Below are 20,920 nucleotides of genomic sequence, written 5' to 3'. Positions count from 1 at the left end.
GCGGGTGGCTCATGCCTGCACCAACCGCTGGCGCTGCTGGCCGAGGCCGGCGATCTCGAGTTCCATGACGTCTCCCGACTTGAGGTAGGGGAAACGCCCGGACATCGCCACACCCTGCGGCGTACCGGTGTTGATGAGATCACCCGGCTCGAGCACGAGGTACTGCGACAGGTGCCAGACGAGGAAGGCGACCCCGAAGATCATGTCCGCGGTGACGGAGTCCTGCCGGGTCTCGCCGTTGATGGTCGTGGCGAGCCGCAGCTCCTGCGGCTGGACCTCCTCGGCGGGCACCAGCCACGGACCGAGCGGGTTGAACGCCTCGGCGCTCTTGCCCTTCGACCACTGGCCACCGGACTCCTCCAGCTGGAAGGCCCGCTCGGACACGTCGTTGGAGACGACGTAGCCGGCGACGTAGTCGAGGGCGACCTCGACGGACTCGAGGTACTTCGCGGTCTTCCCGATCACCACACCGAGCTCGACCTCCCAGTCGGTCTTGGTCGAACCGCGCGGGATCGGCACCTCGTCGTAGGGACCGACGACGGTGTTGGGGTGCTTGAAGAAGAGGATCGGGGTCTTCGGCGGCGGGGAGCCCGACTCGGCCGCGTGGGCGGCGTAGTTCTGGCCGATGCACAACACCGCACCCGGCCGGGCGATCGGAGACCCGACGCGGAGCCCGGAGCCGTCACCGGCGTCCTCGATCTGCGGGAGCCGGTTGGAAGCAACCGCTTCCCGCACGGTGGCGATCCCGCCGCCCGCGAGGAAGCTCCCGTCGATGTCCTTCGTCAGTGACGACAGGTCGAGGATCCGACCGTCGTCGGTTCGTACGGCGGGACGCTCCTCGCCCGCGGCACCCAAACGCAGTAGCTGCACCTACATGCCTCCTTGTAGACGTGCCTGAAGTACCTGGCTGAGTACGTGCCTGAGGTGGGCGGGGCGTGGACCGCCCCGCCCACCTCGGGCGACGAGCCTCAGGCCCAGGTGGAGTAACCGTGCTCGACGAGCCACTCGGCACCGGCGCGCGACACGTCGAACGGGTCGCCGGGCGCCTCGTCGAGTTCGATGATGTGGTAGCCCACGTTCGCACCGGCGGCGATCGCGGCCGGGTTGTCGACGACACCCTGGCCGACCGACGTCTGCAGCTCGCCGCGGACGGCCGGGCCGTCCTTCACGTGGAGGGTGAAGACGCGGTCGACGTAGGAGCTGACGACCTGCGCGGGGTCCTGACCGGCGGTCTTCGCCCAGTAGACGTCGACCTCCAGGAAGACGCGCGGGTCGAGGTGGCCGACCAGCACGTCGTAGGCGGGCGTGCCGTTCTCGACGGGCTTCCACTCGAAGTCGTGGTTGTGGTAGCCGATGTGGACGCCACGAGCGGACGCCTTCTCCGCGGCGGCGTTGAGGCCTTCGGCCAGCAGCTTCACCCCGTCAGCGGTGGCGAGCGCCTCGTTGCCCATGCCGCCACCCACTCCGGCGACGGCGCCCGGCACGGCGGCGATCAGCCGGTCGGTGCCGAGAACCTCCAGCTCGTCGTACACCGCCTCTGCGTCGTCCGCGGCCGAGACCGATCCGTGCACCGCGATGACCTTCAGGCCGTTGGCGTCGAGCTGTGCCCGGAACTCGCGCGCGTCGGCCAGACGCTCGGCGGCGTCACGCTGCGGGCTACCGATACCGAACGCCTCGACGGCCCGGAAGCCCTGCTCCGCGGCCCGAGCGAGGGCAGCGCCCCGGTCGGCGGCAAGCGCGTTGCGCACGGTGTACAACTGCAGGGCGAGGGGTGTCGCCATAGGTTCACGCTCCGTTGTGGTGAAGCAGGATGAGTTTCGACAGTCCCGCCCATCCTGCCGCAGCACCCTCGGAGCACATGCACCGTCCCAGTGCCTGAGACGTGGCGTCCGCGACAGGACGCCAGGTGGGGTTGACACCACCTGCTCGGACCTGGACGGTTCCAGACCGCGGCCCTGCCCGGGCCCCCCGGTCAGCCCGCGGGCGAGCGGTGGCGCAGGCCGTCCATGAGCAGGTCGAGGAGCCGCCCGGCCTGGGCTCGCTGGGTGGGTTCGCCGGCGGCGAGCGCCACGCCACTCAGGCCGATGAGGACGTCGTCGGCGTCGACGTCGGAGCGGATCGCGCCGCCCGCGGCGGCCGCTTCGAGCAGGGACTCGATCGAGGTGACCAACAGCGCCCGGCTCTGCGCATAAGGGTTTCCGCCCGAGGCGATCACCGCGCGCAGCGCCTCGGCCATGCCGAGCTTGGTGGTCATGTAGTCGATGAAGCGGTCCATCCAGGTCCGGAGTGCCTCCCCCGGCGGTGCCGAGGTGAGCAGGTCGGCCGCCGCGTCGCACACGGCCTGGAGTTCGTTGCGGTACGCCGCCTCGATCAGCGCCTCACGGGTCGGGAAGTGCCGGTACAGCGTGCCGATCCCGACGCCGGCCTCCTTGGCGATCGCGTCGAGGGTCGCGCCGAGGCCCTGCTCGGAGAACAGCCGCACGGCCGCGGCGAGCAGCGCGTCCCGATTCCGTTGCGCGTCGGCCCGCAGTGGCCGGCTGGTGGCCTGTCCCACGTGATCTCCTCCGTCGGCCGGGTGGCCCGATCCTCGTCCGTCTCTCGCCCAGGTTGCCAATCGGAGCCTCCTCCGGTTACGGCAGGAGGCGACCGGAGGGTCCTCCGGTTAGAGAATAGCCCGTGCCGTCCACCGGCGCCCGAGAACAGGATCATCATGACCAGCAGTGCTCGCGTCACCACACCGTTTCGCCGAGAGTCCACCGCCGAGGAGGTCGTCGCGGGCATCGACCTGACCGGCAGGCGGGCCGTCGTGACCGGAGGTGCGTCCGGCATCGGCGTCGAGACCGCCCGGGCCCTCGCCAGGGCCGGTGCCGAGGTGACCCTCGCCGTCCGCGACACCGCCGCCGGCGAGCGCGTCGCGGCGGAGATCTCCGCCAGCACCGGCAACGGCAGCGTCCTCGTCGCCGCGTTGGACCTGGCCGACCGGGCTTCCGTCGCGGCGTTCACGGCGGCCTGGCAGGGCCCGCTGCACATTCTGGTCAACAACGCCGGCGTCATGGCCCTGCCGGAGCCGCACCGTACGCCCGAGGGTTGGGAACTCCAGTTCGCCACCAACCACCTCGGACACTTCGGACTCGCCCTGGGCCTGCACGGTGCCCTGACCGCCGCCGGCAACGCCCGCATCGTGTCGGTGAGCTCCAATGCGCACCGGCGCTCCCCGGTCGTCTTCGACGACATCCACTTCGAACGCCGTGCGTACGACCCATGGCTGGCATACGGCCAGTCCAAGACCGCCAACGTGCTCTTCGCCGTCGAGGCGAGCAGAAGGTGGGCCGGCGACGGGATCACCGCCAACGCCCTCTATCCGGGTGGTATCCGTACCAAGCTGCAGCAGCACCAGGAAGGCCCGGCGATGTCCGCCGAGACCAGGAGGATCTTCGACATCTATCCGTGGCGGAGTCCTGAGCAGGGCGCGGCGACCTCGGTTCTGCTCGCCGCGTCGCCGCTCCTGGAGGGCATCGGTGGCCGTTACTTCGAGAACTGCCAGGAGGCCCTGCCGTACGACCCCGCCGACGAATCGATCGAGCCCAGCGGGGTCGCCGCACACGCGCTCGACCCGGCGGCCGCCGAGCGACTCTGGGACGTGTCGCTCGAGATGCTCGCGAGCTGACCGGCGGCCGCGCTCGACCCGGCGGCCGCCGAGCGGGCGGGGTCAGGTCGGTACGACGATCACACCGGACGGGTGTAGGTCAGCGTCCGCGCCCGAACCGTGAAGCCCATCGATTCGTAGAGCCGCTTGGGCACCGGGTAGGCGTCGTCGCCCCTGGCGTAGACGACCGCCCGTTCGCCACCGGCGGCGGCGAACGCGTGCAGAACCGCGACGCACACCGCCCTGCTCAGACCACGTCGCCGATGGTCGGGATGCGTACCGACGGGTTCGAACTCGCCGGTCCGGTTGACCTGGTCGTACCAGCCCTGGCAGTAGGCGGCGAACTCGCCGTCGGGCGCCTCCACGACCAGGTCGAAGCCGGGATCGTAGGGCCAGGTCCGCATCATCCGCGCGTGCCGGGCACCGGTCACCCGGGTGGATCCGAACGCCGCGCGGTGGACGGCAGCTCGGCGTTCGACGTCCTCCGGACCGTCCAGACCCCGCAGGAGGTATCCGGGCGGTAGCTCCACCTTCTCCGGCGGCGTCGCCAGCGAACGGCCGAGGCAGACCATGAACGGCCCGTCCTTGGGTGCATAGCCCCGGCGCACGAGCGCGTCCACCAGCACCGTCTCGGTCTGGCAGACCTCGACGTTCAGCACACCGGGAGCGATGCCCTCCGCCCAGGCGAGCACCTCCCCGGCGAGGGCGGGATGGCCGGGGTCGACCTGCAGCATCAGCCCGTCGGGAAGCTCCAGCCATCCCCAGGCCAGCACCTCGCCCCCTGCGCCGTCGGTCCACACGGCGGTCGGGTGCTCCCGCGGCTGGTCATGGGACAGGCACCAGTTCCACGCCAGGTCGCCGACCAGGCGGTATCCGGTGCGGGCCGAGACCCGCTCGGACAGGGACTGCATGGACCTCAACTCCACGGGCCCGGCGTACTCGTGACGTAGCACGCCCACACCCTCGCGGGGCCCGCACGCCGGGGCAATCGAATATCCGGCGCCTGCCCGGCGGCCGCTCACATCGGCGGGACTCCGCGGCGTTTGTCCGGGCCACGGCGGTCCTTGGTCTGCGCCGCGGCCAGCCGGGCGACGATCTCGGCCCGCAACGCGGCCGGCTCCACGATCGCGTCGATCACCAGGTCGGAAGCCAGCCGGAGGATGTCGATGTCGCGCTCGTAGTCCTCCCGTAGCCGCGCGACGTAGGACTCCCGCTCGGCCGGGTCGGCGATCTGGGCGATCCGGTTGTAGTAGACGGCGTTGATCGCCGCCTCCGGGCCCATGACGGCGATCTTCGCGGTCGGGAGGGCGATGCAGGCGTCGGGTGAGAAGCCCGGCCCGCACATCGCGTAGAGCCCGGCGCCGTAGGCCTTCCGAACGATCACCGAGACGGTGGGCACGGTCGCGTCGGCCACCGCCGTGATCATCTTCGCGCCGGCCCGGATGATGCCCTGGCGCTCCACCTCGCTGCCGATCATGAAGCCGGGGACGTCGGCGAGGTAGACGAGCGGCACGTTGAACGCGTCGCACAACCAGATGAACCGGGCCGCCTTGTCCGCGCTGTCGACGAACAGCACCCCGCCCTTCACGGCCGGGTTGTTGGCGAGGATCCCGACGACCTGGCCCTCCATGCAGCCGAAGCCCACGATCAGCTCCGCGGCGAAGAGCGGCTTCACCTCGAAGAACGTCTCGGCGTCGAGCAGCGCGTCGAGAACGACGTGCATGTCGTAGCCGGCGCTGTCCTGCTCCGGCACCAGGTCGGCGGTGAACTTACGCGCCGGCGGGCGGGCGTCGTAGGACGGCGGCTGCTCGCGCCAGGTCGAGGGCAGGTAGGAGAAGTACGCCCGGGCGAGTTCGACGGCCTCCTCGTCGTCGGCGGCGAGCAGGTCACCGCAGCCCGAGACGGAGGCGTGCATGCGGGCGCCACCCATCTCCGCGAGCGAGACCTTCTCCCCCACGACCATCTCCGCCATCCGCGGCGAGCCGAGATACATCGAGGCGTTCGACTCGACCATGATCACGATGTCGCAGAACGAGGGGATGTAGGCGCCGCCGGCTGCCGAGGGCCCGAACAGGCAACAGATCTGGGCGACCTTTCCCGACAGGGCCACCTGGTTGGCGAAGATCCGCCCCGCGCCCCGACGTCCGGGGAACAGCTCGATCTGGTCGGTGATCCGGGCGCCGGCCGAGTCGATGAGCCAGAAGATCGGCAGCTCGTCGCGCAGCGCCACCTCGGTGATCCGGACGATCTTCTCGACCGTCCGCGCGCCCCACGAACCGGCCTTGACGGTGGGGTCGTTGGCGACCACGAGCACCGGCCGCCCCTCGACCAGAGCCCGGCCGGTGACCACACCGTCGGCGGGCAGGTCGTCGGCGAGATTGTTGGCGAGTTGGCCGTCCTCGACGAAGGTGCCGTCGTCGACCAGCAGCGAGATGCGGTCGCGGACGTACAGCTTCGACTGGCTGGCGAGCTTGGCCGCGCCCTTCTCCGACGGGCGCAGGGTGGCTTCTCGGGCGGCAGCGGCGGCCACCGCGTGGGGCACCGGGGACGGCACCGTCCCGACCACCCGCTCCTGGTCCTGCTGCATGCGCTCGCCTCTCACGCTCGGCCTCGCGTCCTCACCCGCGGCGCGGGTAAGCGCTCACTCCACCGGGAGGCCCAGCGCGCGGGCGATCACCAGGCGCTGGATCTCACTGGTCCCTTCGCCGATCTCCAGTATCTTCGCGTCCCGGTAGAAGCGCGCGACGGGATACTCCTCCATGAATCCGTAACCGCCGAAGACCTGCGTCGCGGTGCGGGTGGCGCTGACCGCCGCCTCGCTCGCGAAGAGCTTTGCCATCGCTGCCGCTTCCTTCAGCTCCGCCCTGGGCCGCCCGGCGTCCTTCATGGCCGCGGCCTTGTAGGTGAGCAGTCTGCTCGCCTCGACCGCGACGCGCAGGTCGGCGAGCTGGAACGCCACACCCTGCTTCGCGCCGATGGGCTTGCCGAACGCCGTACGCGACGTGGCGTAGGCCGTGGCCTCGTCAAGGCAGCCTTGCGCGAGCCCGGTCGCCAGCGCCGCGATGGCGATCCGCCCCTCGTCGAGGATGGCGAGGAACTGCCGGAAGCCCGCACCGCGCTCACCGAGCAGATGCCCGGCCGGCACCCGGCAGTCCTGGAAGGTCAGGGGATGCGTGTCGGACGCGTGCCAGCCGAGCTTGCGGTAGGAGGGCTCGACGGTGAAGCCGGGTGTCCCGGCGGGTACGACGATCGCGGAGATCTCGGCGGTCCCGTCCTCGGCCTGGCCGGTGCGGGCGGTGACGGTGACGAGGGAGGTCAGCGGCGTACCGGAGTTCGTGATGAACTGCTTGGCGCCGTTGATCACCCACTCGTCCCCCTCGAGGACGGCGCGGGTCCTGGTCGCGCCGGCGTCCGAGCCCGCCTCCGCCTCGGTGAGCCCGAAACCCGCGAGGGCCGCGCCGGACGCCAGGTCGGGCAGCCAGCGGCGCTTCTGCTCCGGCGTACCCCACGCCAGGATCGGGCCGATCCCGAGCCCGACGGCCGCCTCGAGGGTGAGCCCGAGCGACTGGTCGACGCGGCCGATCTCCTCGATCGCCACGCACAGGCTGGTGAAGTCGCCGCCCGTGCCGCCGTACTCCTCGGGCACCACCAACCCGAACAGCCCGAGCTTGCCCATGGCCGTGACGGCCTCCACCGGAAGCGCGTGCGCCTCGTCCCACTTCGCGGCGTGTGGCGCGATCTCGGCGGCGGCGAACTCGGCGACGACCGCGCGGAAACTCTGATGCTCAGGAGAAAGTTCGAACGTCATCTCCACCCCCGCCAACTCACGAGCCGGCTTACGCTTACGTAAACGTAAGCCTCCCTCCCGGACCTCCGCAAGGGACCACGAATGCCTGAAGCCGTACCCCGGACCTGGACCATCACACAGCTCGCCGAGGAGTACGCCGTGACGTTGCGGACGATTCGCTTTTACGAGGACAAAGGACTTCTGCGCCCGGAGCGCCGCGGCAACCAGCGGGTCTTCGGGGCGCGCGACCACGTCCGGCTCGGCCTCGTGCTGCGCGGGAGGAGGCTGGGCTTCTCCCTCGGTGAGATCGCCACGATCATCGACATGTACGACGCGGAGCCGGGTGAGGTCGGCCAGCTGCGCTACCTGTTGGACCAGATCGTGGTGCGCCGCACGGACTTGGAGCAGCGCCGGGACGACATCGACACGACCCTGCGCGAGCTGGACGAGGTGGAGGCACGCTGCCGCGAGGACCTGAAGCGGCTCGGCGAGCGAGTGAGCGGAGCGGTCGGCGAGGAACGAGCCGCCCGCACAGCGAAGGAGAAGCCGAACGCGACCAGAAGAACCCAGCGGCTCGGCCGGCGCGATGGCTGAGCACACCGCCGGTCGTGGGCACGACCGGCACGCGGGTCATGATCCGGAGGCGTTCCGCCGGAAGTTCTGGGTCAGCCTCGCCCTGACGGTTCCGATCGTGGTGACCAGCGGGACGGTGATGCGCTGGTTCGCCTACTCCCTCGACTTCCCGGGTATCGGCTGGGTGGCTCCCGTCCTCGGCACGGTCGTGTTCTGCTACGGCGGCTGGCCGTTCCTGCGCGGCGCGCTCGCGGAGGTCCGCGACCGTAGACCGGGCATGATGTTGCTGATCACGATGGCGATCGTCGTCGCGTACGCCGCCTCGCTGTTGAGCAGCTTCGGCCTGCTGCACCTGGAGTTCTGGTGGGAGCTGGCGGCCCTCATCACCATCATGCTGCTCGGACACTGGCAGGAGATGAAGGCGATCGGCCAGGCGCAGGACGCCCTCGCGGCACTCGCCTCGTTGCTGCCCGACGACGCCGAGCGCGTGACCGACGGAGATGTCGCACGCGTCCCCGTGGGCGTGCTGCGGGTCGGCGACGTCGTTCTCGTCCGCCCCGGTGCGCGGGTTCCCGCGGACGGTCGGGTGATCGAGGGCGCCGCCGAGGTCGACGAGTCGATGATCACCGGGGAGTCCCGCCCGGTGGTCAAGGGCTCCGGCGACAGGGTGGTCGGCGGCACCGTCGCCACCGACTCCGCGATCCGGGTCAGGATCGAGGCGGTCGGCGAGGACACCGCCCTCGCCGGCATCGCCCGGATGGTGGCGGAGGCGCAGGCATCCGGTGGGCGCGCCCAGGCTCTGGCCGACAGGTTCGCCGCCCTGCTGTTCTATGTCGCACTCACCGCGGGCGCGATCACCTTCGTCGTGTGGTGGCTGCTGGGCCGCCTCGACGATTCCGTCGTGCGGACGGTGACCGTCCTGGTGATCGCCTGTCCGCACGCGCTCGGGCTCGCGATCCCCCTGGTGATCTCGCTGTCGACGGCGGTCGCCTCGCGGGCCGGGATCCTCGTCAAGAGCAGGTTGGCGCTGGAGCGGATGCGTCGGGTGGACACCGTGCTATTCGACAAGACGGGGACCCTGACGATGGGACGGCACCGGCTGGTCGCGGTGATTCCCGTGGCAGGCACCAACGGCACCGGCAGCGCCGGCAGCACCGAGGGCACCGACGTCCTCCAGGTGGCCGCCGCGGTCGAGGCCGACAGCGAACACCCGCTCGCCCAGGCGATCCTCGCCCGGGCCGCGGAGCAGGGCGAGCCAACCCGGGCGCGTGACTTTCGCTCCCTGCCCGGACGCGGCGTGCAAGCTCGGGTTGACGGTGACACGTACGCCGTCGGAGGGCCGGCCCTGCTGCGCGAACTGGACGCCACGCTGCCCGAGGACCTCCGCGCGGCGACCGGGCCGTGGGAAGCTCGCGGCGCCGCCGTCCTGTTCGTCCTGCGTGCCGGTGAGTCCGAACCGGCCCGCGTCCTGGGGGCGCTCGCCCTGGAGGACGAGATCCGGCCCGAGGCGCGCGCGGCGATCGACGAACTCCGCGCGCTCGGCGTCCGCACCGTCGCGATGATCACCGGCGACGCCCGAGCGGTCGCGGAGGCGGTCGCCGCCGACCTCGGGTTCCGTCCCGGGGTGGACGAGGTGTTCGCCGAGGTTCTGCCCGCGGACAAGGAGCGGGTGGTGGCGAGCCTGCAGGCGCGCGGCCACGCGGTGGCCATGGTGGGGGACGGCGTGAACGACGCGCCCGCACTCGCCCGCGCCGACGTCGGCATCGCGATCGGTGCCGGTACGGACGTCGCGATCGAGTCGGCCGACGTGGTCCTCGGCAGGTCGGACCCGCGTGCGGTCGCCGGCATCATCCGGCTCTCGCGGGTGTCGTACCGCAAGATGGTCGAGAACCTCGGGTGGGCGGCCGGTTACAACGTCGTGGCGATCCCCCTCGCCGCCGGCGTCCTCGCCTGGGCCGGTCTCTCCCTCAGTCCCGCGCTGGCCGCGGTCCTCATGTCACTCTCGACCATCGTGGTGGCGCTGAACGCCCAGATGATCCGCGGCGTCCGACTGTCGCCGTAGGGGCGCGTCGGCTCCGCACCCTGGTCGCGCCCCGGTCACGGGCGCTACGCTCATCCAATGAGTGAGACAGCAATCTCGAAATACGAGACGACCGCAGCGGCGTTCGGAGCGGCGGCGGGGACGTACGACGAGAGCCGGCGCCGGCTGGTGCCGTGCTTCGAGGAGTTCTACGGAACGGCCCTGCGGTTCGCGAGCCTGGACCTGCCCGCCGAGCCCCGCGTCCTCGACCTGGGAGCGGGAACGGGGTTGTTCTCGACCATGGTCGCCGGCCTGCGACCCGCCGCCCGGTTCACGCTGGTCGACACGGCCGGCCCCATGCTGGCCCGGGCCGCCACGACCCTGACCGACCGGGGCGTCGCCCACGACCTGCGCCAGCAGGACCTCGCCGCCCCGCTTCCGTCCGGCCCGTTCGACGCGGTGATCTCGGCGCTCGCCATCCACCATCTCGACGACGACGGCAAGCGGGACCTCTACCGCCGCGTCCGCGACGTCCTCGTCCCCGGCGGAGTGTTCGTGAACGCCGAGCAGGTCGCCGGGCCGACGCCGCGACTGGACCGCCTGTACGACACCTGGTGGGAGGCGGACGCACGCGCGCTCGGCTCCGACGACGCCGAACTGGCCGCGGCCCGGGCGCGGATGGCCTTCGACCGCCCGGCCACCGTGGACGCCCAGCTCGGCTGGCTCGAGGACGCGGGGTTCACCGACGTCGTCTGCCCGTTCGCGCACCTACGGTTCGCGGTCCTGGTCGGTTGGGCGCCTTCCACAGCCCGGCACACGTAGAGCGCTGCCGCCCGCACCCACCGGGAGGACGAGTCCGGGAAAACACTCCGCGGCGGACCCGTGAAGAGAACCAGACCAAACGGACAGACCGTAGCGATTCCGGCCACCGATCTGGCAGGCTCCCCACCACAACGTGATCATCCGCACTCACCTGGTGGTGGAGCACGATGGCGACGGCGTCGACCCTGCGGGCCAGACTTGGCGCGCTTGTCGGCGCGCTCGCCATCCTGCTGGGCCTGACCGCCGTCACGTCGTCCGCACTGTCGGGCGCCGCTCCGCCCGCCAGCGCCGACCCGGGCGACGGTGCCGACCCGGGCGACGGTGCCGACGCCCAGCACAAGTTGCTTCTGCTGTTCGACTCCTCCGGGTCGATGAAGGATCTCGACGAGACCGGCACGACCAAGATCGACGCCGCGAAGCACGCGTTCGACGAACTCATCCCCCAGCTCCCCGAGGGTGGACTCGTCGGCCTCCGGGTCTACGGCGCGACGGTCTTCCGACGCAGCGACCCCGGCGCCTGCACCGACAGCCAGCTCACGGTGCCCATCGGCCCGGTCGACCGGCCGGCCCTGTCCAGGGCGGTCGCCGGCTTCCGACCGTACGGCGAGACGCCGATCTCCCACAGCCTCGAGCAGGCCGCGAAGGATCTCGGGACCACCGGCAAACGCACGATCCTGCTGGTCTCCGACGGTGAGGAGACCTGCGACCCCGACCCGTGCGCGACCGCCCGCCGGATCAGCGGCCTCGGGATCAACCTGAAGGTCGACGTCGTGGGCTTCCGGGTCGAGGGCAAGGCACGCTCCCAGCTCCGCTGCATCGCCGACGCGGGCAGCGGCACGTTCTACGAGACCGACGACGCCGAGACCCTCGCGGCAAGCCTGCGCCGCCTCTCCGTCCGCGCCTTCCGGCCGTTCCGGGTAGCGGGCCATCCGGTGACCGGGACGACCGCCGCGTCGAGGGCGCCGATGCTTAGTGCCGGACAGTACGTCGACATCGCGCCGGCACGGGGGCACACCACCTACTACCGCGTCCGGCGTTCGATCACGGAGTCGACCCTGCACGTCGGCGTGAGCATGCGTCCCGCGCCAGGCACGGCGTTGTCCGCGATCCAGCTGGAGACCAGCACCGCCGACGGGTCGAGCTGCGGCTACGGCCTCGGCACCGAGGTCAGCTACGCCCGCACCAACCCCATCGTCACCGCCTCCGTGTCGAGCTGGGACCGCTTCACCACCCACGAGCAGGAGTGCCGGGACGCGGACGAGCTCGTCCTCACCGTGGCGCAGGCGGCATCCTCCGGGGGCGCCGAGCGACCGGACGTCCTCGCCGGCGTACCCGTCGAAATCGTCGTCATGGAGGAACCACCGGCGCGGGACACCAAGGACCTGGCGCCCGAGGCGGACGACCGGCCGGTCTGGAAGGACCTCGCCTCCGGCCCCGAGACCCCGGTGACGGCGGGCGCGTCGTTCTCCGATGCCCCGCTGGTCGGCCCGGGCAGCTACCAGTCCTCACTGTTCCCGGGCGAGGTGCAGTTCCTCAGGGTCCGCCTCGAGTGGGGACAGCGCCTCGAGGCCGAGGTCGAAGCTCCTCCCCCGGATCGCCGACTCGCCGGCCTGATCGACCACCCCCAGCTGCTCGACATTCGGGCGATCGGGCCGACCAGGGCCAAGGCGCAGGCGATGCTGAGCGACGTCGCGGGACAGCAGCAGACGCTCCTGTCGGAGGACTCGCCCGCGCGGGCACGCGTCTCGACCGTCGAGGTGAGGTACGCCAACCGCGACGCGAGCTCGAACTCGCAGAAGAACATCTCGATCCCCGGCGACTACTACGTCGCGGTCTCCCTGGGCGCCGACCGCGACGGCCAGTCCTACGCCGTACCGGTCGACATCAGGGTCGGTGTGGAGGGCACCGCCGGCGCGGGGGCTCCGGCGTACGTCGACGACCAGGCGCTGCTCGTACCCGGGCCCGACGGAACCTCCCGGCAGTTTCGTCCACTCGCCCGTCCCGGCGCACCCGTGCCGACCGACGAACCCGCCACCGCGGACGCGCCGGACGAGCGGTCGGCCGTGCCACCGGGCCCGCTGCTCCCCGCGATGTCGACCGAACGCGCGACCGCCGTCCTCGCGCTGAGCGCCATCGTGATCCTGCTCTCGGTCGCGTCCGGCGTCCGCGCGCTGCGCCGCCGCCGTCGGCAGGCGGGAGCGCCGGTACGTCCGGACTGATCACGTCCGCTCCGCCGTCGCAACGGGCCGCGACCGGACGCACCCGCGAGTGGGGGTTCTAGACTCCGTGAAGCTAGGAGGTCGCGGGACAGGGCGACGGCGGCGACCGTTTCCGCCAGACCGCGCCCTTCGGAGGGAGGACCACAGGGTGTCGACCATCAGCAAGGTGCTCATCGCCAACCGCGGGGAGATCGCCGTGCGCATCGCGAGGGCGTGTCGTGACGCCGGCCTCGGGAGTGTCGCGGTGTACGCCGACCCCGACCGGGACGCGTTGCACGTCCGGATCGCCGACGAGGCGTACGCGCTGGGCGGCAGCACGCCGGGTGAGAGCTACCTCGCTATCGACAAGCTCCTCGACGTCGCCCGCCGTAGCGGGGCGGACGCGGTGCACCCGGGCTACGGCTTCCTGGCCGAGAACTCCGCCTTCGCCGAGGCGGTGTCCCAGGCCGGTCTCACCTGGATCGGCCCACCGCCTCCGGCGATCGACGCCCTCGGCGACAAGGTCAAGGCCCGCCACATCGCGCAGAAGGTCGGCGCTCCGCTCGTCCCGGGCACTCCCGACCCCGTCGCCAACGCCGACGAGGTGGTCGCGTTCGCCCAGGAGCACGGCCTGCCCGTCGCGATCAAGGCGGCGTACGGCGGCGGTGGCCGCGGCCTGAAGGTCGCCCGCACCCTGGAGGAGATCCCCGAACTCTTCGACTCGGCGGTCCGCGAGGCGGTCGCGGCGTTCGGCCGCGGCGAGTGCTTCGTCGAGCGCTACCTCGACCGTCCCCGCCACGTCGAGACCCAGTGCCTCGCCGACGAGCACGGCCAGGTCGTCGTGGTGTCGACCCGCGACTGCTCGCTGCAGCGGCGCCACCAAAAGCTCGTGGAGGAGGCCCCCGCGCCGTACCTCTCCACCGCACAACTCCAGACGCTCTACACCGCCAGCAAGGCGATCCTCCGCGAGGCGGGCTACGTCGGAGCCGGCACCTGCGAGTTCCTCGTCGGCCAGGACGAAACGATCAGCTTCCTCGAGGTCAACACCCGGCTGCAGGTCGAGCACCCGGTGTCGGAGGAGGTCACCGGCCTGGACCTCGTCCGCGAGCAGTTCCGGATCGCCGCCGGTGAGGCGCTCGGCTACGACGACCCCGAGCTTCGTGGCCACTCGATCGAGTTCCGGATCAACGCCGAGGACGCGGGCCGCAACTTCCTCCCGGCCCCCGGCACGCTGACCCGCTGGCACGCCCCGTCGGGTCCCGGCGTACGCGTCGACGGCGGATACGACCAGGGCGAGACCGTGCCCGGCGCCTTCGACTCCCTGATCGCCAAGCTGGTCGTCACCGGCCGCGACCGGGAGCAGGCGCTCGACCGTGCGCGTCGGGCGCTCGCGGAGTTCGTCGTCGAGGGGATGCCGACGGTTCTCCCGTTCCACCGCGCGGTGGTGGACTCGCCGGCGTTCACCGCCTCGGGTGGGTCCTTCGGCGTGCACACCCGCTGGATCGAGACGGAGTTCGACAACACGATCCCGCCGTACGACGGCAACCTCGCGACCGCCGAGGCGCCCGAACGCGAACGCATCACGGTGGAGGTCGACGGCAAGCGGCTGGAGGTCGTCCTGCCCGCCGGCCTCGGCACCTCCTCGTCGGGGTCGAACTCCGGCACCCGCAAGCCGCCGCGACGCGGTGGCGCCAGCAAGGCGGGTACGACCGCCTCGGGTGACAGCCTCACCTCACCGATGCAGGGCACCCTGGTCAAGGTGGCCGTCGAGGAGGGACAGGCCGTCGAGGCGGGCGACCTGGTGGTGGTCCTCGAGGCGATGAAGATGGAGCAGCCGGTCAACGCGCACAAGGCCGGCACGATCGCGGCCCTGACCGCGCAGGTCGGCACCACCGTGACCGCAGGCGCGGTGCTCTGCGAGATCAAGGACTGAGGACCGCCTGGGCCTGCACTGTGCCGGCGGTCACGGCGCCCGGCTCTGACTGACTCCACGCCACGCCCGAGGGACCGGGTCGCCCCGGCGCGGGATGCGCGCTGCGTGCCTACCATGAGGACGGACGGTCACACGAGCACCACCCGTCTTCAGGACCACGATCATGATCACGCAACCCCGGGAGCCGGTCGGCGACGGAGCGAACTCGCCCGGACCCGTTATGTCCGAAAGTCCTGCTCTTTTCCGAGACGGGGAACAAGCCGTTGGTGCTCAAGCGTCCCCTACGCTAGGGGCAGGCTAAGGGAGGCCGACCGTGGAATTCCTACTCATTGTTGTCGTCATCGTCGGGATCGTGGCGTTCGTCGCCAACCGGCGTGCCAATACGCGACGCCGCGAGCTTGAAGAGGCCGACCTGGCCAAGGTCAAGTCCTTCGCTGCCGAGGACGTCACGAAGTTCGGCGAAGAGCTTCAGCGACTCGACACCGACGTGGCCGGCCACGACCTGGACGAGGCGACGCGTCAGGACTACGAACGCGCCCTGGACGAGTACGACACGGCCAAGAAGGCCCTCGACAGCGCCCAGCGGCCCGAAGACATCAAGCACATCACGTCCATCCTCGAGGACGGCAAGTACGCCGTGGCGTGCGTGCGCGCCCGGATCAAGGGCGAGCCGCTCCCGCAGCGACGCCCACCGTGCTTCTTCAACCCCCAGCACGGACCCTCCACCGAGGACGTCGAGTGGGCACCCGGCGGCGGCGCCTACCGCACGGTCCCCGTCTGCGCCGCGGACGCCGAGCGCGTCAAGGCCGGCGCCGAGCCCGACATCCGCAAGGTCATGGTCGACGGCGAGCGGGTTCCCTACTGGCAGGGCGGCCCGGCCTACGCGCCCTGGATGCAGGGCTACTTCGCCGGCTTCGCCACCTCGGGCCTGCTTCCCGCGTTCCTCATGGGCTCCATGATGGGCGGCATGTGGGGCGGCTACGGCGACGGCGGCTACGGCGACGGTGACGGCGGCGATGGGGGCGATGGGGGCGACGGCGGTGACGGTGGCGACGGCGGCGGCGATGGTGGTGACGGTGGCGACGGCGGAGACTTCGGCGACGGCGGCGGAGACTTCGGCGGCGGCGACTTCGGCTTCTGATTCCCGCCTGGTTCCAGGCCCACCTCCTCACCCCAACGCCTGACCAAACCCCGAGCGTCCATCCCGGACATGCCGTCCGTTAGAGCACCAAAGGCCCTTCGCTGTTCTGTCAAGACGGCGAAGGGCCTTTAATTGTCATTCAAAAAGGATCCCCCGTTAATACTCGGGACGGGCATAGGAATAGCCCCGTCGGAGTTATCGGCGAGTGAAGAGGGGTTTAACTGGGCCCTCTGAACGGCTGAATGGCCCTGATGGGAGGAATTCGAATGTCGTCTCAGCGGCTCCCGATCGAGGAGCACCCTGACATAGCCGAAATGCGGGGACGCTACGAAAGAATTCAGCACAAACCAGCCCTGCAGCTCGGGACCGGCCTGACCGTCCTGGCCGGGCTCTTCGTTGCGCTCTCGCCGTGGATCGCGGGTTACCCCGGGTCGGCGAACCTGCCGATCGTCAACCTGGTGGTCGGTTTGACGGCAGTTGTCCTGGCGCTGGGCTTCGCGTCGTCGTTCCGCTCGACGCATGGCCTCAGCTGGGTCGTTCCGCTGCTTGGGGTGTGGACGATCATCGCTCCATGGGTGGTCGACACCGCGCCGCACACCAGCCTGCGAGTCATCTTGTGCAACGTTCTCGGTGGCGCTGTGATGCTCCTGCTCAGCCTTGCGGTGGTCGGCTTTGGATTGATGCGCCGGAACGCCCGTGAAGCTGAAGATCGAATGAACCGATAATCCCCTGAAATACCAGGCCGGGTCGTTCGACGACTCGGCCTGGTCGTATGTATTTCAACTAGGTGAGTCTCGAAAACCTTTTCGTCGAGGCTCCGATTGATCCTTTCCCCACTCCGGACCACCGACGTTTCCTGGAGTAATTCCGGAACAATTCCAGCGCGCCGGTGCCCCAGCGCCGCGGCCACCGGTCAGGTGGCTCCGGTCTGGCCCCGCAGGTGGAGGCGCCGCGCGGCCTCGGCGATGGACCCGCTGAGCGAGGGATAGACGGTGAACGCGTGCGCCATCTGGTCGACCGTGAGCCGCCCCGAGACGGCGAGCGCGACCGGCTGGATCAACTCGCTCGCGTGCGGCGCCACCACGACACCGCCCACGATGATGCCGGTGCCCGGACGGCACATGAGCTTGACGAACCCGTCGTGGATCCCCTGCATCTTGGCCCGCGCGTTGCGGGCGAGCGGCAACTTGATGCCCACCGCCTGGACCCGGCCACTGTCCACGTCCTTCTGGGACCAGCCGACGGTCGCGATCTCCGGCGCGGTGAAGACGGTGGCCGCCACCTCCTCGAGATCCAGCGGCTGGACCGCGTCGCCCAGCGCGTGCGCCATCGCGATGCGTCCCTGCATGGCCGCGACGGAGGCGAGCATCAGGACTCCGGTGCAGTCACCTGCGGCGTAGACACCACGCGCGGTCGTCCGCGAGACCTTGTCCACCTCGATGAAGCCACGGTCGTCGGTGTGAACCCCGGCGGTCTCGAGTCCGAGCCCGGTGGTGTTGGGGATGGACCCGACGGCGAGCAGGCAGTGCGACCCTTCGACCACCCGACCATCGGTCAGCGTCACCACCACACCCTCACCGCGGCGCTTGATCGTCTGCGCGCGCGAGCGGGACAACACCGTCATCCCCCGGCGGGTGAACACCTCCTCGATCACCGTCGCGGCGTCGGCGTCCTCGGTCGGCAGAACCAGGTCGCGGCTCGACACCAACACCACGTCGGAGCCCAGTGCGTTGTAGGCGCCGGCGAACTCCGCGCCGGTCACCCCAGAACCCACGACGATCAGGCGTTCGGGCAGCTCGTCGAGGTCGTAGACCTGCTCCCAGGTGAGGATGCGCTCGCCGTCGGGCTCGGCGTCGGGAAGCGTGCGTGGATGGGCGCCCGTCGCGAGGAGTACGACGTCGGCCGGGAGTTCCCGCGTCTCGCCGCTGTCCAGGGTCGCCACCACCCGGTCGGCGCCGGCCAGCCGGCCGGCTCCGCGCAGAACCTGGACGCCCTCCCGCTCCAGGCTGCGTCCGATGTCTTCCGAATGCACTCTGGCGAGGGCTTTGACCCGGGCGTTGACCTTCGCGATCTCGACGCTCACGTCGCCCAGATCAGGCGATGACCGCCCAATCCGGACGCCGAGTTCGCCCGAGTCACGAACTCCGGCGATGACCTCCGCGGTCGCCACCAGGGTCTTGCTGGGTACGCAGTCGGTGAGGACGGCGGATCCGCCCAGTCCGTCCCGGTCGACGACGCATACTTCGGCACCAAGTTGGGCGGCCACCAGGGCGGCTTCATAGCCGCCGGGGCCTCCTCCGACGATCACGACACGAGTCACGGGGTCCTATTCTCCCCCACGCCGTTCCGCGTGCCCGGTACCCTCGGAATCCGTGACCTTGTACGCCGCCTACGCATCCAATCTCAGCCCCCGCGAGATGGCTGATCGCTGCCCCCACTCGCCCCTGCGCGGCACCGGCTGGCTGGTTGGCTGGCGGCTGACGTTCGGCGGTGAGGATCACGGCTGGGAGGGCGCGCTGCCCACAGTCGTCGAGGACCCGAAGTCCCAGGTCTTCGTGGCGCTGTACGACGTCGCCGACGCCGACGAGACGAAGCTCGACGAGTGGGAGGGCGTCAACCTCAGGCTCTATCGCAAGGTACGGATCCGCGTACAGACCCTCGACGGTGACGTAGCTGCGACTACCTATGTCCTCGACGCCTTCGAGGGAGGCCTGCCGTCGGCGCGCTACCTCGGGATCCTGGCCGAGGCCGCCGACTCCGCGGGGGCTCCCGACGACTACTCCGCCGAGCTTCGCCGTCGTCCGTGCCGCAGCGTCGGCCTCTGACCGACGAGCGGATGGACGGCGGCGTCCTCAGCGCCACGGGGGTGACGGCTGAGGAGGAGCAGGCCTACGTCTCGCTCCTGCGCGAGGGACCCGCCACCCTTCGCACCCTGGTGGCGCGGCTCGGCCTGGGCCGCCCGCGTGCCGCCCAGGTCGTCGCCGAACTCCAACGCAAGGGGCTCGCCCACCGCACGCCGGCCCCGCACGAGGCCTACGTCCCGGTTCCTCCGCACGTGGCGGTCGAGCAGCTGATCGAACGCCGGCAGTCCGAGCTGGCGAAGGTACGCGACGACGTGCCCCTGCTCGCGGCGCTGGCCCGGCCCGAACCCACGCAGCGGCGTACCGAGGAACTCATCGAGATCGTGCAGGGACGAGCCGCGGTCCAGCACGCGTTCGCCCAGGTGCAGCGCGCGGCGCGCAGCGAGGTGCGGGTCCTCGACGCCCCGCCCTACGCCGCCGAGGGCGGGATCAACGAGGTCGAACTCAGCCAACTGGCCGCAGGCGTCGCCTACCGGGGTGTGTACGCCGAGGAGGCGCTGGCCACACCGGACCTGATCAGGTCCATCGCGCAGCACCTGGCGGCCGGCGAGCAGGCGCGGCTCGCGGCGACCGTGCCGACGAAGCTCGCCGTCGCCGACCACGCACTCGCCCTGCTGCCTCTCTCCCTGTCACCAAGGAGCCGGGACGGTGCTCACGACTGGGCCGGGGACACCCTGGGCGACCCCGCCCAGAACGCCGCGCGGGACCCCGTCCAGGACACCGCCCAGGACACCGCCGTGCTCGTCCACCCGTGCGGGCTGCTCGAGGCGCTGATCGCGTTGTTCGACAGCGTGTGGACGGCGGCCAGCCCGCTCGTGGTCACCGCGGCGGGTGAGGTGGGCGCGCCGGGTGAGCTGACCGAGCTCGACCGGTCGTTGCTCTCGCTGCTGGTCGCCGGGCTGACCGACGAGGCTGCGGCCGTACGCCTGCGGGTCAGTCGACGCACCGTCGTCCGCCGCGTCCAGCACCTGATGATCGCGGCGGGCGCCCGCTCGCGCCTCCAGCTGGGCTGGCGGGCGAAGGAACTCGGCTGGCTCTGAGCCCGCCGAACACGGGCGACACGCCATTGGGGCCAGAGGGCCCTGGTGCGGGGGACCCTTGGCTGCCCTAGGGTCCCGTGTCGTGACCGACGTGCGATACGACCCTTACGCCGCCGCCCGCAGCGCCGCGGACCGGCTGGTCGAACTCACCGGCGTACCCCGGCACGACGTGGCTGTCGTGCTCGGCTCCGGCTGGAGCCCTGCCGCCGACATGGTCGGCGAAACCGTGAGTGAGGTGGCGTTCACCAAGCTGCCTGGCTTCGCGCCCCCCAGTGCCGCCGGACACGGCGGGCTGCTCCGCAGCGTCCGCACCGGTGACCTGCAGGCACTGATCTTCCTCGGGCGGACCCATCTCTACGAGGGGCACGGCGTTGCCGCCGTCGTCCACGGCATCCGCACCGCGATCGCCGCCGGATGCCGCTACGTCGTCCTCACCAACGGGTGCGGCGGCCTGCGCGAGCAGTGGGCCCCCGGCACTCCCGTCCTGATCAGCGACCACCTGAACCTCACCGCCACCTCACCGCTGGCGGGTGCACGGTTCGTCGACCTCACCGACCTGTACTCCGCACGCCTGCGCGCGCTGTGCCGCGAGGTCGACCCCAGCCTCGAGGAGGGCGTCTACGCCCAACTGCCCGGTCCGCACTACGAGACGCCCGCGGAGATCCGCTACCTGCGGACGATCGGCGCCGACCTGGTGGGGATGTCGACGACCCTGGAGGCGATCGCCGCCCGCGAGGGTGGCGCGGAGGTGCTCGGGCTGTCGCTCGTCACCAACCTCGCGGCCGGAATGACCGGCGAGCCACTCGACCACGCCGAGGTGCTGGCCGCCGGGCAGGCCGCCGCCACCCGCATGGGCGGCCTGCTCGGCTCGGTCCTCGCCGGTCTGTGAGCCGGAGGGC

At 71.0% G+C, this 20,920-nt stretch carries 18 protein-coding genes; 11 read left to right on the top strand and 7 right to left on the bottom strand.

Features of this window, described 5'->3' with window-relative positions:
* Window positions 1–9: 9 nt before the first annotated feature.
* The 3 genes from HEB94_RS22030 to HEB94_RS22020 form a co-directional block, all read right to left on the bottom strand.
* Entirely contained in the window at window positions 10–870 is an 861-nt protein-coding gene (locus HEB94_RS22030; RefSeq protein ID WP_192751651.1) for a fumarylacetoacetate hydrolase family protein, read from the bottom strand.
* Between the two features lie 98 nt (window positions 871–968).
* Window positions 969–1,781, bottom strand: a complete 813-nt coding sequence (locus tag HEB94_RS22025; RefSeq protein ID WP_192751650.1) for a sugar phosphate isomerase/epimerase family protein — start codon at window positions 1,779–1,781, stop codon at window positions 969–971.
* A 191-nt stretch (window positions 1,782–1,972) separates the two neighbouring features.
* Window positions 1,973–2,554 (bottom strand): SbtR family transcriptional regulator, encoded by a 582-nt coding sequence (locus HEB94_RS22020; protein ID WP_192751649.1) that lies wholly within the window; start codon window positions 2,552–2,554, stop codon window positions 1,973–1,975.
* Between the two features lie 156 nt (window positions 2,555–2,710).
* On the opposite strand from HEB94_RS22020, the gene HEB94_RS22015 reads away from it, so the two are divergent.
* The gene (locus HEB94_RS22015; RefSeq protein WP_192751648.1) at window positions 2,711–3,667 is read left to right on the top strand and encodes an SDR family NAD(P)-dependent oxidoreductase; all 957 of its coding nucleotides are present in this window, start codon (window positions 2,711–2,713) and stop codon (window positions 3,665–3,667) included.
* Between the two features lie 59 nt (window positions 3,668–3,726).
* Here HEB94_RS22015 and HEB94_RS22010 read toward each other — a convergent pair whose 3' ends face one another.
* The 3 genes from HEB94_RS22010 to HEB94_RS22000 form a co-directional block, all read right to left on the bottom strand.
* On the bottom strand, window positions 3,727–4,557 hold the full coding sequence (locus HEB94_RS22010; protein ID WP_202896475.1) for a GNAT family N-acetyltransferase: 831 nt from the start codon (window positions 4,555–4,557) through the stop codon (window positions 3,727–3,729).
* 107 nt (window positions 4,558–4,664) lie between these two features.
* On the bottom strand, window positions 4,665–6,233 hold the full coding sequence (locus tag HEB94_RS22005; protein ID WP_192751646.1) for an acyl-CoA carboxylase subunit beta: 1,569 nt from the start codon (window positions 6,231–6,233) through the stop codon (window positions 4,665–4,667).
* A 54-nt stretch (window positions 6,234–6,287) separates the two neighbouring features.
* Window positions 6,288–7,454 carry an acyl-CoA dehydrogenase family protein gene (locus HEB94_RS22000; protein ID WP_192751645.1) on the bottom strand — a complete coding sequence of 389 codons (1,167 nt, stop codon included), beginning with the start codon at window positions 7,452–7,454 and terminating at the stop codon, window positions 6,288–6,290.
* An 81-nt stretch (window positions 7,455–7,535) separates the two neighbouring features.
* Between HEB94_RS22000 and HEB94_RS21995 the strand changes: the two genes are divergently transcribed.
* From HEB94_RS21995 to HEB94_RS21965, 7 genes are all read left to right on the top strand, one after another.
* Window positions 7,536–8,027, top strand: a complete 492-nt coding sequence (locus HEB94_RS21995) for a MerR family transcriptional regulator (RefSeq protein ID WP_192751644.1) — start codon at window positions 7,536–7,538, stop codon at window positions 8,025–8,027.
* Window positions 8,020–10,068 carry a heavy metal translocating P-type ATPase gene (locus HEB94_RS21990; RefSeq protein ID WP_192751643.1) on the top strand — a complete coding sequence of 683 codons (2,049 nt, stop codon included), beginning with the start codon at window positions 8,020–8,022 and terminating at the stop codon, window positions 10,066–10,068. Before HEB94_RS21995 ends, HEB94_RS21990 begins: the two co-directional genes overlap by 8 nt.
* Before the next feature lie 57 nt (window positions 10,069–10,125).
* The gene (locus HEB94_RS21985; RefSeq protein WP_192751642.1) at window positions 10,126–10,848 is read left to right on the top strand and encodes a class I SAM-dependent methyltransferase; all 723 of its coding nucleotides are present in this window, start codon (window positions 10,126–10,128) and stop codon (window positions 10,846–10,848) included.
* A gap of 167 nt (window positions 10,849–11,015) precedes the next feature.
* The gene (locus tag HEB94_RS21980; protein ID WP_192751641.1) at window positions 11,016–13,067 is read left to right on the top strand and encodes a vWA domain-containing protein; all 2,052 of its coding nucleotides are present in this window, start codon (window positions 11,016–11,018) and stop codon (window positions 13,065–13,067) included.
* 148 nt (window positions 13,068–13,215) lie between these two features.
* On the top strand, window positions 13,216–14,979 hold the full coding sequence (locus tag HEB94_RS21975; RefSeq protein WP_337917892.1) for an acetyl/propionyl/methylcrotonyl-CoA carboxylase subunit alpha: 1,764 nt from the start codon (window positions 13,216–13,218) through the stop codon (window positions 14,977–14,979).
* A gap of 313 nt (window positions 14,980–15,292) precedes the next feature.
* A complete protein-coding gene (locus HEB94_RS21970; RefSeq protein ID WP_192751640.1) occupies window positions 15,293–16,120 on the top strand; it encodes a hypothetical protein in 828 nt (275 codons plus the stop codon).
* Window positions 16,121–16,386: 266 nt separating this feature from the next.
* Entirely contained in the window at window positions 16,387–16,845 is a 459-nt protein-coding gene (locus tag HEB94_RS21965; protein WP_192751639.1) for an SPW repeat protein, read from the top strand.
* Window positions 16,846–17,033: 188 nt separating this feature from the next.
* Here HEB94_RS21965 and HEB94_RS21960 read toward each other — a convergent pair whose 3' ends face one another.
* Window positions 17,034–18,440 (bottom strand): NAD(P)H-quinone dehydrogenase, encoded by a 1,407-nt coding sequence (locus HEB94_RS21960; RefSeq protein WP_192751638.1) that lies wholly within the window; start codon window positions 18,438–18,440, stop codon window positions 17,034–17,036.
* A 52-nt stretch (window positions 18,441–18,492) separates the two neighbouring features.
* On the opposite strand from HEB94_RS21960, the gene HEB94_RS21955 reads away from it, so the two are divergent.
* The 3 genes from HEB94_RS21955 (at window position 18,493) to HEB94_RS21945 (ending at window position 20,910) form a co-directional block, all read left to right on the top strand.
* The gene (locus HEB94_RS21955; RefSeq protein WP_192751637.1) at window positions 18,493–18,945 is read left to right on the top strand and encodes a gamma-glutamylcyclotransferase; all 453 of its coding nucleotides are present in this window, start codon (window positions 18,493–18,495) and stop codon (window positions 18,943–18,945) included.
* Complete coding sequence (locus tag HEB94_RS21950; RefSeq protein WP_337917891.1) at window positions 18,924–20,021, top strand: TrmB family transcriptional regulator; 1,098 nt, start codon at window positions 18,924–18,926, stop codon at window positions 20,019–20,021. The genes HEB94_RS21955 and HEB94_RS21950 overlap by 22 nt, the downstream gene beginning before the upstream one ends.
* 82 nt (window positions 20,022–20,103) lie before the next feature.
* Window positions 20,104–20,910, top strand: a complete 807-nt coding sequence (locus tag HEB94_RS21945) for a purine-nucleoside phosphorylase (protein ID WP_192751636.1) — start codon at window positions 20,104–20,106, stop codon at window positions 20,908–20,910.
* Window positions 20,911–20,920 lie beyond the last annotated feature (10 nt).

Source organism: Actinopolymorpha pittospori, assembly GCF_014873875.1.
GTDB classification, from domain to species: Bacteria; Actinomycetota; Actinomycetes; order Propionibacteriales; family Actinopolymorphaceae; genus Actinopolymorpha; species Actinopolymorpha pittospori.
Note: the sequence above shows the minus strand (reverse complement) of the source record. Positions and strands in the feature narration are given on the sequence as shown.

Coding starts and splice junctions, on each gene's coding strand:
- HEB94_RS22005 (WP_192751646.1), bottom strand. CDS start 6,233: ATGCAGCAGGACCAGGAGCGGGTGGTCGGGACGGTGCCGTCCCCGGTG.
- HEB94_RS21990 (WP_192751643.1), top strand. CDS start 8,020: ATGGCTGAGCACACCGCCGGTCGTGGGCACGACCGGCACGCGGGTCAT.
- HEB94_RS22010 (WP_202896475.1), bottom strand. CDS start 4,557: ATGCAGTCCCTGTCCGAGCGGGTCTCGGCCCGCACCGGATACCGCCTG.
- HEB94_RS21980 (WP_192751641.1), top strand. CDS start 11,016: ATGGCGACGGCGTCGACCCTGCGGGCCAGACTTGGCGCGCTTGTCGGC.
- HEB94_RS22025 (WP_192751650.1), bottom strand. CDS start 1,781: ATGGCGACACCCCTCGCCCTGCAGTTGTACACCGTGCGCAACGCGCTT.
- HEB94_RS22015 (WP_192751648.1), top strand. CDS start 2,711: ATGACCAGCAGTGCTCGCGTCACCACACCGTTTCGCCGAGAGTCCACC.
- HEB94_RS21965 (WP_192751639.1), top strand. CDS start 16,387: ATGTCGTCTCAGCGGCTCCCGATCGAGGAGCACCCTGACATAGCCGAA.
- HEB94_RS21995 (WP_192751644.1), top strand. CDS start 7,536: ATGCCTGAAGCCGTACCCCGGACCTGGACCATCACACAGCTCGCCGAG.
- HEB94_RS21985 (WP_192751642.1), top strand. CDS start 10,126: ATGAGTGAGACAGCAATCTCGAAATACGAGACGACCGCAGCGGCGTTC.
- HEB94_RS22000 (WP_192751645.1), bottom strand. CDS start 7,454: ATGACGTTCGAACTTTCTCCTGAGCATCAGAGTTTCCGCGCGGTCGTC.